Origin of the sequence: Pseudomonas sp. C32, from assembly GCF_030417915.1 — a bacterium.
Classification (GTDB): Bacteria; Pseudomonadota; Gammaproteobacteria; order Pseudomonadales; family Pseudomonadaceae; genus Aquipseudomonas.
In genome coordinates this window covers 60,108-71,127 of record NZ_JAUHUK010000028.1, presented here as the reverse complement: position 1 = coordinate 71,127, position 11,020 = coordinate 60,108, and the positions used below count along the sequence as shown (strand labels likewise).

Annotated in this window: 10 protein-coding genes; 7 read left to right on the top strand and 3 right to left on the bottom strand. The window is 59.8% G+C overall.

Annotated features, from left to right (window positions below; all coding sequences use genetic code 11):
* Positions 1 to 87: 87 nt before the first annotated feature.
* On the bottom strand, positions 88 to 513 hold the full coding sequence (locus tag QYH43_RS24875) for an N-acetyltransferase (protein ID WP_301158320.1): 426 nt from the start codon (positions 511 to 513) through the stop codon (positions 88 to 90).
* Between the two features lie 146 nt (positions 514 to 659).
* On the opposite strand from QYH43_RS24875, the gene QYH43_RS24870 reads away from it, so the two are divergent.
* Positions 660 to 1,097 carry a hemerythrin domain-containing protein gene (locus tag QYH43_RS24870; protein ID WP_095061776.1) on the top strand — a complete coding sequence of 146 codons (438 nt, stop codon included), beginning with the start codon at positions 660 to 662 and terminating at the stop codon, positions 1,095 to 1,097.
* Positions 1,098 to 1,222: 125 nt separating this feature from the next.
* Here QYH43_RS24870 and QYH43_RS24865 read toward each other — a convergent pair whose 3' ends face one another.
* Positions 1,223 to 1,735, bottom strand: coding sequence for a methylated-DNA--[protein]-cysteine S-methyltransferase (locus QYH43_RS24865; protein ID WP_301158319.1), 513 nt, complete (start codon positions 1,733 to 1,735; stop codon positions 1,223 to 1,225).
* 136 nt (positions 1,736 to 1,871) lie between these two features.
* Between QYH43_RS24865 and ggt the strand changes: the two genes are divergently transcribed.
* Both ggt and QYH43_RS24855 read left to right on the top strand, forming a co-directional pair.
* The gene (gene ggt, locus QYH43_RS24860; protein WP_095061774.1) at positions 1,872 to 3,599 is read left to right on the top strand and encodes a gamma-glutamyltransferase; all 1,728 of its coding nucleotides are present in this window, start codon (positions 1,872 to 1,874) and stop codon (positions 3,597 to 3,599) included.
* A 70-nt stretch (positions 3,600 to 3,669) separates the two neighbouring features.
* Positions 3,670 to 4,203 carry a cysteine hydrolase family protein gene (locus QYH43_RS24855; protein ID WP_095061773.1) on the top strand — a complete coding sequence of 178 codons (534 nt, stop codon included), beginning with the start codon at positions 3,670 to 3,672 and terminating at the stop codon, positions 4,201 to 4,203.
* A 243-nt stretch (positions 4,204 to 4,446) separates the two neighbouring features.
* On the opposite strand, the gene QYH43_RS24850 is transcribed toward QYH43_RS24855, so the two are convergent.
* Positions 4,447 to 5,349, bottom strand: coding sequence for a LysR family transcriptional regulator (locus tag QYH43_RS24850; RefSeq protein ID WP_095061531.1), 903 nt, complete (start codon positions 5,347 to 5,349; stop codon positions 4,447 to 4,449).
* Between the two features lie 198 nt (positions 5,350 to 5,547).
* Here QYH43_RS24850 and QYH43_RS24845 point away from each other — a divergent pair, with 198 nt between their 5' ends.
* The 4 genes from QYH43_RS24845 to QYH43_RS24830 all read left to right on the top strand — a co-directional run bounded on the left by QYH43_RS24845 (position 5,548) and on the right by QYH43_RS24830 (position 11,001).
* On the top strand, positions 5,548 to 7,047 hold the full coding sequence (locus QYH43_RS24845) for a cytosine permease (RefSeq protein WP_095061529.1): 1,500 nt from the start codon (positions 5,548 to 5,550) through the stop codon (positions 7,045 to 7,047).
* Positions 7,044 to 7,886, top strand: a complete 843-nt coding sequence (locus QYH43_RS24840) for a nitrilase family protein (protein WP_095061527.1) — start codon at positions 7,044 to 7,046, stop codon at positions 7,884 to 7,886. Before QYH43_RS24845 ends, QYH43_RS24840 begins: the two co-directional genes overlap by 4 nt.
* 95 nt (positions 7,887 to 7,981) lie before the next feature.
* Positions 7,982 to 9,004 carry a helix-turn-helix transcriptional regulator gene (locus tag QYH43_RS24835; protein ID WP_301158326.1) on the top strand — a complete coding sequence of 341 codons (1,023 nt, stop codon included), beginning with the start codon at positions 7,982 to 7,984 and terminating at the stop codon, positions 9,002 to 9,004.
* A gap of 200 nt (positions 9,005 to 9,204) precedes the next feature.
* Positions 9,205 to 11,001, top strand: coding sequence for an amidohydrolase (locus tag QYH43_RS24830; RefSeq protein WP_301158325.1), 1,797 nt, complete (start codon positions 9,205 to 9,207; stop codon positions 10,999 to 11,001).
* Positions 11,002 to 11,020 lie beyond the last annotated feature (19 nt).

Here is an 11,020-nt window from a genome sequence, read left to right as displayed (position 1 = left end):
ATTCGAATACGCCGCGGGATATCGATTCACAGCGTTATCGTTGACGACCATCGCGAGCTGGCTCGCTCCTACAGGGGATGTGTGGCGTCAGTAGGTCAGGCGCTTCTGAAAGAAGAAGTGCTTGTGCCCTGGAGGGTAATCGGCGATGTGGCCGATCTCGCTATAGCCGCATTTCTTGTAGAACTCCGGTGCCTGGAACTCGAAGGTTTCCAGCCACAGACCGACGCATTCCTTTTCCCGCGCCAGGTCTTCGGCCATCTGCATCAGCTTCGTGCCCATGCCCTGTCCCCGGGCCTGTTCCGGCACCGCCAGCAAATCGATAAACAACCATTGATAAAACAATCGGGCGTAAACGCCGCCGACGATGTCGTCGTTGTCGTCGCGTATCAGCAACGCGATATGTTCCGGAGGAGGACTTGCCGACTTCGAGGTGTTGTAGGCGCGTAACGGCACGAGGATCGCCTCGCGTTCTTCCAAGGTGGGGTTGTGCTTGCGTTCGATACGCAGGTTCATGGCTATATCCTTATGGCGGTGAAACCCCAGCCTAACGTGCTCACCGCCAATGTTCCATCACCGCAATGTCGGAGGAACCCTCGCCAAGGCGCAGATGTCATTGATTAAGACGCGTCATTCCAGAGCGCGGCTGATGAGGACATTCCGTGAACATTTTCGAAGCCTTGCGTGAAAGCCACGAACGCCAACGGACGTATGCCAAGGCGCTGCTTCATACCAGCGGCGACAGCCCTGAGCGGGTCGAGGCGTACAAGCAGCTCAAGGCGGAACTCCAGGCCCACGAAACCGCTGAAGAGCGGCATTTTTACATCCCGTTGATGGAACTCGACAATGGCGTGGAGCTCAGCCGCCATGGGATTGCCGAACATCACGAGATGGACGAAATGATGGAGGCACTGGACGAAACCGAGATGTCCAGTCCCGCCTGGCTGGCGACCGCGAAGAAACTGTCAGAAAAGGTTCATCACCACCTCAAGGAGGAGGAGCAGAAATTCTTCCAGATGGCCGGCAAGTTGCTCGACGACAAACAGAAAGAGTCGTTAGCCGGGCAGTACGAAAAGGAATACAAAGCGCAGATGGCCTGATATGCCGGTCAGCCACCTTCGCCGGCAAGCCGGCTCCTACAGATCGGATGTCATAGTCAAATTCCTGTAGGAGCTGGCTTGCCAGCGAAGGCGATATTGAACCCGACACCGCCACCTCAAACAGACTAAAAACCTGGAAGGCGGGGTGTTCCGGGCCAATGTCCGCCTTCCAGCGTCAGCAACAACTCCTTCGCCGCAAGCCCACCGGCAAACCCGGTGAGCTTGCCTGACGCGCCAATCACCCGATGGCACGGCGCGACAATCGATATCGGGTTCTTGCCGTTCGCTGCCCCCACCGCCCTGACCGCCGACGGGTTGCCGATCTGTTCGGCGATCTGGCTGTAGCTGCGGGTCTCGCCGAACGGGATGGTCAGCAGCGCTGCCCAGACCTTCTTCTGGAATTCCGTCCCGACAAAATCAAGGTCCAGCTCGAACCGAGTCCGGCTGCCGGAAAAATATTCCCGTAGCTGCCGGGTGGTTTGCACCAGGATCGGATTGTCCGCAGCTTCGCTCATCGGACCGAGCCGCACCCGGCCGGGTTTATCGTTTTCCCAGAGGATGGCCGCCAGTCTTGAACCGTTCGCGACCAGCTTCAACTCACCGACTGGGGAGGGAATTGCGATGTAGGTAAAGGTCATGCCAATGCCTGTGGGAAATAGCTGAACAAGCGTTAAGGATACTGCCTCGATGGGGAGGCGCAATATGTAATCCCGACCATACTTGGATACTGTTTTTGACGAGTTTTCCTACTCAATAAAAAGAAGAGAACGACCCATGAAGTACGAACCTTTTGCCAAAACGCTGATTGCGACCTCGTTGGCGCTCAGCTGCCTGACTGCCCACGCTGCCTCCGTGGCCCCGGCTACCGGGGAAAACGGCATGGTGGTCACTGCCCAGCACCTGGCCAGCCATGTCGGTGTGGATGTGCTCAAAAACGGTGGTAACGCTGTCGATGCCGCCGTCGCGGTGGGTTATGCATTGGCGGTGGTCTATCCCGCCGCAGGCAACCTCGGCGGCGGTGGTTTCATGACCATTCAACTGGCTGACGGGCGCAAGACCTTCCTCGACTTCCGCGAAAAAGCCCCACTGGCCGCGACCGCCAACATGTACCTCGACAAGGACGGCAATGTCGTCCCGGACCTGAGTACCCGTGGTCACCTGGCTGTCGGTGTGCCGGGCACGGTGTCGGGTATGGAGCTGGCGCTGTCCAAGTACGGCACCAAGCAGCGCAAGGAAATCATTGCACCGGCCATCAAACTCGCTGAAGACGGTTTCGTCCTGGAGCAGGGCGACGTCGATCTGTTGGACTACGCCACCGACGTGTTCAAGAAAGACATCAAGGACTCCGGCGCAATCTTCCTCAGCAACGGCGAGCCGATGAAAGTCGGCCAGAAACTGGTGCAAAAGGACCTGAGCAAAACCCTGCGGGAAATCTCCGATAAGGGCAGCGACGGTTTCTATAAAGGCTGGGTAGCCGACGCCATCGTTACCTCCAGCCAGGCCAACAAAGGCATCATCACCCAGGCCGATCTCGACAAATACAAAACCCGTGAACTGGCGCCGATCGAGTGCGATTACCGGGGTTATCACGTGGTTTCCGCACCGCCTCCGAGTTCCGGCGGCGTGGTGATCTGCCAGATCATGAACATCCTCGAAGGCTATCCGATGAAGGATCTGGGCTATCACTCGGCCCAGGGCATGCACTATCAGATCGAGGCGATGCGCCATGCCTATGTGGACCGCAACAGCTACCTGGGCGACCCGGATTTCGTGAAGAATCCGATTGCCCATCTGCTGGACAAGAACTACGCGACCAAACTGCGCGAGGCGATCAACCCACAAAAAGCTGCGGTCTCCAGCGAGCTGAAACCGGGCGTAGCCCCCCACGAAGGCAGCAACACCACGCATTATTCCATCGTCGATAAATGGGGCAACGCGGTGTCGGTGACCTACACCCTCAACGACTGGTTCGGGGCGGGCGTCATGGCGAGCAAGACCGGGGTCATCCTCAACGATGAAATGGACGACTTCACCTCGAAAATCGGCGTGCCGAACATGTACGGCCTGGTGCAGGGCGAGGCCAACGCCATCGCGCCCGGCAAGGCGCCGCTGTCGTCCATGAGCCCGACCATCGTCACCAAGGACGGCAAAGTGGTGATGGTGGTCGGCACGCCGGGCGGCAGTCGCATCATCACTGCGACGTTGCTGACCATGCTCAACGTGATCGATTACGGCATGAACATCCAGGAAGCGGTCGATGCGCCGCGTTTCCACCAGCAGTGGCTGCCGGAGGAAACCAACCTGGAGGCTTTCACTACCAGCCCGGACACGGTGAAAATCCTCGAAAGCTGGGGCCACAAGTTTGCAGGTCCGCAGGATGCCAACCACTTGGCGGCGATCCTTGTAGGCGCGCCATCGTTGGGTGGCAAACCGGTGGGCAACAACCGTTTCTACGGGGCCAACGATCCGCGGCGTAACACGGGCTTGTCGCTGGGTTATTGAGGGTTGTGTTTAAAGGGGGGGCGGGCCTATGTTCGTCCCCTGATCCATCGACAATTCAAGGAAGGAAATCATGACCACTGCGTTGTTAATCGTCGACGTCCAGCAGGCGCTGTGCTCGGGCGAATATGAATGCTTTGAAATCAAACGTGTCATCAAAACCATCAACGAACTCAGCGCCCGGGCGCGCGACGCCGGGGTTCTGGTGGTGCTGATCCAGCATGAGGAAACAGGCAGCCCACTGGCCCATAACGCCGCTGGCTGGCAACTGGCCGAAGGGCTGCAAACCTCGCCCAAGGATCATCGCGTACGCAAGACCACCGGGGATTCGTTCTACCAGACCAATCTGCAGCAGCTGTTGCCGAAAGAGGACTTCGAACGCCTGATCATCTGCGGCCTGCAAACCGATTACTGCGTCAACGCCACCGTGCGTCAGGCGTTGAAGCTAGGCTACGACGTGGTGCTGGCGGCCGACGCGCATTCGACCGTCGACAACGGCAATCTCACCGCCGAAGACATCATCACCGAACACAACAAGGACCTGGCGCACCTGAGTGGCTCGGTGGCGCGAATCGACGTGATCCCGGCCCAAGACATCCACTTCTGAACCCACCCCTCTCCCCTGTAGGAGCGAGCCTGCTCGCGATGAGGCCAGCCCATTCAACATCAATGTCCGCAGACCCACCGCCATCGCGAGCAAGCTTGCTCCTGCAGTGAATTTCCGTTGTCCGCAGAGCTTGCGTACACCCACAACCCTGTAGGAGCGAGCCTGCTCGCGATGAGGTCAGCCCATCCAACATCGATGTCCGCTGATCCACCGCCATCGCGAGCAAGCTTGCTCCTGCAGGAGCTACGGTACTCCGAAGATATCGATCAGCTCATTGAGAAACGCGCTCACCAGATCCCGCTGGCGCGCCGAGTGACGCACCGCCGCATGAAACCCCACCTCATAACGCAGCAGCTGCGGATTCAACGGATGCAATTGCCCCAACTGTTCATGCCTGGCCGCGTAGTGCTGCGGTAAAAAACCAAGGTGTTGGCCCGACAGGATCAACAGCGCCGCGCCGTCCATGCTGTCGGTGAGCACGGTCAGGCGTTCGATTGAGGTGGGGGCGGGCATTTCCGGCAGGGGATGGCTCGGCCAGACCCAGTCAAATGTGCTGACATCCGCACGGGTCAAGGCGCCCGCCCGTTCGGACAGCGGATGCGATGGTGCGCAGTAGGCGATCTGGGTTTCCTCGAACAACGGGACGTAATCGATGTTGGGCAAACGGTGCCAGAAGTAACCGATGGCCAGGTCGATGTGGCCGTTGATGATTTTCTCTTCCAGCAACGACGACGACAGTTCGGTGAAGTGAAAATACAAGCCTTCGTGCCGGGCCCTCAGGCGCGCAATTGCCAGGCCGATTTTCTTGTTCGCGACCGGGTCGATCTGCCCGAGCAGGCCGATGTTGATGTTGCCCGAGACTTTACGGTTGATGTGCTGGACTTCGACTCGAAATCCTTCAGCCGCGGCCAGCAGACGGCGAGCCGCCTCGATGAATTGCTCCCCCTTGGGCGTCACCGAAAACCCGCCGCGCCCGCGCTCGCACAAGCGAAAACCAACCCGCGCCTCAAGCGTGGCCAATTGCGCGCTGATGGTCGGTTGCGAGGTGTTGAGGGCGGTTTGTGCCGCCGAGATCCCGCCCGCCTCAACGACGGTCAGAAATACCCGGATCAAGCGCAGATCCAGTTCCGTTACAGTTCCCAGCATGGTCGCTCCCGATGCGCGTTACATAGGTCTTTATCTATGTGAACAGTGTGCCTGCGATATTTTATCGCTCTGTTCGACGGCCTACATTGCCGTGAAAGCAGCGTCATCGTCAGATTTTTCTGGAGTTTCACCTGATCCAGACCTCGAAACGAGCGCAACGCCCACAAAAACAATAAATAACTGCATAGGAACAATCGTATGTCAGGTTCCCCAGTGTCTGCGCACGCCACCGAGGCGAGCGGCGGGTTGGCCATCGAAGGCCATTCCATCGACTACATTCCGGAAAACGAGCGTCACGCCAAACTCAGCAGCCAGGGGCCGTTCTGGTTTCTCGGCAACTTCCATTTCTTCACCATCTCCATCGGTTTCGTCGGCCCGAGCCTTGGCTTGTCGGCGATGTGGACCCTGTTGGCTGGCGCGCTGGGCATCATGTTCGGCACCATCTTTATGGCATTTCACGGTTCCCAAGGGCCGGAAATGGGCCTGCCGCAGATGATCCAGTCCCGCGCCCAGTTCGGCTATCGCGGGGTGATCCTGGCCTTGATGGCGACGATGTTTGTATTTGTCGGCTTTAACGTCGTGAACATCTCGCTGATCATGAACGGCCTGGAACACGTGTTCGGCATCGACCCGACCATCGTCGCCGTGACTGTGGTACTGATCGGCGCGTTGTTATCGATCTACGGCCACGACCTGATGCACAAGGCGTTCAAGTGGGCGTTGCTCGCGACCTTGCCGCTGTACGCGCTGGTGACCATCGCCCTGATGTTCGGTGCAGGTTCCGAAGGCGTTACCCCGGCGACCGATCTCGGTTTCAACTGGGTCGCCTTCGCCACGCTGTTTGCCATCGGCGCCAGCTACAACATTTCCTATGCGCCGTACGTGTCCGACTATTCCCGTTACCTGCCGAAAAATACCAGCCGAAAAAAACTCATCGCAGCGGTGTTTATCGGCGCCTCGTTGTCGGGCAGCTGGATGATCGGTCTCGGTGCGTGGCTGGCTCAGGAGTTGAAAGCCGCGGATGCGCTGGTTGCGTTGAATCAGGTCGGCTCGTCGATGGTGCCGGGGTTGGGCAATCTGCTGGTGATTGTCTCGGTGCTGGGCTTTTTGCCGATCATTGCGCTCAACACCTACAGTGCCATGTTGACACTGCTGACCGGTGTCGACTCGATCCGGAAAATTACCCCGACACCCCGCGCCCGCGTGCTGTCGATCAGTGTGATCAGCCTCATTCTGCTGACCTGCGTGCTGTCGATCAAAGGTGACGGCATCGCCCTGTTGAACACCTTCCTTGTGTTGTTGTTGTACTTCCTCGTGCCGTGGACAGCTGTGAATCTGGTGGATTACTTCTTCGTGCGAAAAGGTCGCTACGCGATCCCGCATTTCTTCACGCCGAAGGGCATCTACGGCGCCTGGCAATTTCGCGGCATCGTTTCCTACCTGATCGGCTTCGCCGCCATGGTGCCGTTTTTCTACATTTTTGACGCCGCCGCCGGCAAAGAGGTCTTCGTCGGTCCACTGGCACGAGTGCTGGAAGGCGTGGACATCGCTTGGCTGGTGGGGCTGGCGGTCTCGGGCCTGACGTATTACCTGCTCAGCCGCTCGCTTGACCTGGTGGCCGAACGTCGAGTGATCGATGCGCTGACCGAGCAAGATATTGTCGCCATGACCCATTCATCTGCGGAGGCAGGGCGTTGAACAGCACGAAAAATACCGTCGTCGCCTGCTGCCAACTGGCGCCGAAAATAGGCGACCTGGCCTACAACCGCACACTCACCGAGCGTGCGATTCGTCAGGCGGCCCATCAGGGCGCCCAAGTCGTAGTGCTGCCCGAACTGGTACAGAGCGGCTACCTGTTTGCCGATCGTGAGGAAGCGCTGTCTTTGGCGGAAACGGTCGATGGGCCAACGTTGCAGTTGTGGCAAGGGCTGGCCTGCGAGTTGAACCTGGTGATCGTTGGCGGATTCTGCGAGCGCCTGGAAGGTGACGGACTGGCCAACAGCGCAGCGATGATCGACGCCAACGGGCTGCGGGCGGTGTATCGCAAGGCGCATTTGTGGGATGCCGAGAAGGACCTCTTCACTCCCGGCGATGCCGCCCCCCCGGTGGTTGAGACCGTCCATGGACGCCTCGGTATGCTGATTTGCTACGACCTGGAGTTCCCCGAATGGGTTCGTCTGCCCGCACTGGCTGGCGCTGACTTGCTGTGCGCCCCGGTCAACTGGCCCGACGGCCCGCGACCGCAAACCGAGCGTCCGGCCGAAGTCCTGCGAGTGCAGGCCAATGCCTCGGTCAATCGCATGTTCATCGCCGCGTGTGACCGTTACGGTCACGAGCGTGGTGTCGGTTGGGTGCAGGGCTCGGTCATTGTCGATGCCGACGGTTATCCGTTGGCCGGGCCGGCGGAGCAGGGCGGCGAGCAAATTTTGCTGGCGACGCTGAATCTCGCCGAAGCGCGCAACAAGCGTATCAGCGCGGGCAATGATCTGCATAAGGACCGCCGACCCTCGTTGTACGGGCTGAACAGCGGTTTGTAACTGCTGATGTCAAAGTGAGCTGGACCCATTCCCGGGCCTATGGCATCGTCCAGACGATAAAAAACAAAAACCATGCAGTGAACGGGATCGCAATGATGGAGGAGGGGATCAAGGCCGGTGACAACACGTCCATGGCCACGCTGAAGGCGTTCAATCGCTGCGTGTTGCACGTTGGACGGCTGGCGCGGGAAAGCGGTGCATCGCGGTTTATCGCCGAAGGTTTGCAGGCCTTCGGTCAACTGGTGCCGTTCGCGTCGGCCTGGTGGGGCGAGATGTCCACAGCGGGTCCCAATGTTGCACCGCAGAGCTGGATGCACGGCAGCATCAACCTCCCTGAATCCTTTGCCGCCGAATGGCATCCGGTCGCGGCCAACGATCAGTTCTCCCATGCCACCCTGAGCCAGCCCGGCGAGGTGGTGCGTGATATGGGATTCAACGACCCGTGCGAGGCGGTCAACGATTTCGCCCGGCGCTACGATCTCTACCACTTGATGAGCATCACCTTTGAGTTGCCCGAAAGTGGCTTGATGTTCTTCGTCTGTCTCTACCGCGGCCAGCATGAACAGCATTTCGATGAACACGAAGCCGAACTGTTTTCGGCGTTCTGTGATCACCTGTTCCAGCTGTGGCGGTTTCAGGTGCAGGACATGATTCGCTTCGATACCGATGATGGCGCGAGCGACTTCGGCATTGCGCGCATGGATGGCAGCCTGCTGTATGTCGGAGCGCGACTGTGTGCGGCGATTCAACGTGAACTGCCTGGCTGGAACGGCTCGATGCTGCCGGTCGAAGTCGTCTCGCAGTTGCAAAAAGCACCCTGCGTGGTGCGTCTGGGGCGTTGCGCGTTGACCCTGAGCCCCAATGCCGAACATGTCATCTTGTCCCTCGAAGCACCGTCGCGGGCCGAAGGCCTGGCGCCTCGGGAGCGCACGGCGGCGATGTTGTTCGCCGCGGGTCACTCCTACAAGGAAATCGCCAAACTGCTGTCCCTGAGCCCGGCGACCGTGCGTACTTATCTGCGCAATTGCTATTTGCAGCTCGGCGTGAAAAGCAAGGTTGAACTCGGTTCGGTCCTGCGTTCGCCCGGTTCGCTGATGGAGTCTGCGCGCCGCGATTAATCGCGTTATTTCAACTATTTGCCTCACCCCTCCTCATTTGCAGAGGTCCATTCGAGCGCTGCGCCCTATAGGGTAGGCCCTGTCTATCAGGGGCTTGTGCAGTCGCTTCGGGCCGCTTCAAAACAATAAGAACAGGGGTGAGGCATTTGAGACTTTCCAGGCTTTTTGTTGCCATTGCGGCGACGACGGCATTTTCCGGCATGGCGTTGGCGGCGACACCCGCCGACCTGGTCATGCGCAATGGCTACGTCTACACCGTCGATGGCCAGAACTCCGTGCAGCAGGCGATTGCGGTCTCGGGCGGCAAGATTGTCTATGTCGGCAACGACGCGGGTCTTGACGACTACATCGGCAAACAGACGCAACTGATCGACCTGGGCGGGCGCATGCTGATGCCGGGCTTCGTCGATGCGCACATGCACCCGGGTGACGGCGGTCGCGCCATAACCTTGTGCGACCTGAAATACCAGACCCTGACCCGTGCGCAGTTCCAGGCGAATATTCAGGCCTGCCTCGATGCCGACAAGGACAAGGGCCCGGACGTGTGGCTCGAAGTCGGCAGTTGGGACCGCATGGGCATGACCGGGCTCGACGGCGACGCCGACAAATCGACCCTGGACGCGCTCAAGACCAAACGCCCCATTCAGGTGCGCTCCACCGATTTCCACACCATCCTGACCAACTCCCGGGGCCTGGAAGTGGCCGGGATCAGCAAGAGCACCGCCGACCCAGAAGACGGCAAGTACCGCCGTGACAGCGCCGGCAACCCGAACGGCATCTGCGAAGACGGCGCCGCCGAGTCGATGGCCGCCGTGGTGCCAGCAGCCACCGAAGCGGAAAAACTCAATCAGATCCGTGCCGCCCTCGACGCCATGCGCCAGCAAGGCATCACCAGTTTCTTCGACGCGCTGTCAGGACCGGAAAATGGCAAAGCCTTCACCAGCCTGCAAAAGTCCGGCGAGCTGACTGCCCGGGCCTTGCTGGCGATCAAGCTTGACCCCGCAGCCGCCATCGCCGACCCGGCGAAAACCATCGCCGAGGCCAAGGCACTGGCCAGCACTTTCGATCAGGGCGAAGTGAAGGTCGCACCGGGCGTGAACATGCGTCACGTCAAACTGTTCATGGACGGCATCATCAATGCCCCGGCAGACACCGGCGCCATGTTGAGCCCCTACCTGAGCAACACCGGCTCCGAGGCAGCACCGAAATGGACGCCGGGGCACAACGTCGGCGAGCTGTATTTCCCGCCGCAAGTGCTCAAGCCATTGTTGCTGCAAGCGGCGCAGGCGGGTCTGGATCCGCACCTGCACGCGACCGGTGACCGCGCAGTCCGTGACTCGCTCAATGGCATCGAGTACGTGCGCCAGCAACTGCCTGGCAACGGCTTTCGCCCGGCGATCACCCATGCCGAGTCGGTCGACCCCGCAGACTATCCGCGCTTCAAGGCACTCGACGTCACCGCCAACATGTCTTTCCAGTGGGCCCAGCAAGCACCGTCCACGGTCGACGGCACCAACGAGCACTTGGGCGCCGCACGTTTTGCGCGCATGGAACCCTCGGGCAGCATCGCCCGCGCCGGTGGCCGAGTGGCGTATGGCAGCGACTGGCCGGTCGATCCCCTCGATGAGTTCCTTGCGCTGAAAGTCGGTGTGACTCGCTCCGGCGATCCGACCAACCCGCACAGCTATGGCCTCAAGTACGCAGGACGGTTGAACGCCGACCCGGCGCTGTCGCGCAGCGATGTGCTGCGCAGCATCACGTTCAATTCCGCCGAACAGTTGAAACTGGACAAGGTGGTCGGCTCGCTCGAAGTCGGAAAATTCGCCGACCTGATCGTGCTGGACAAGAACTTCATGCAGGTGCCCGAGGAAGAACTCGGCCGTAACCAGGTGCTGCTGACGGTGGTTGGCGGCAAGGTCGTGTGGGCCAAGGCACCGTTTCAGGGGACTGCGCCGCAAGTCGCTTCCCAGTCTGTCATTTCCCGATCCGCCCAATAAAAAACCAGAGAGCGTTCTG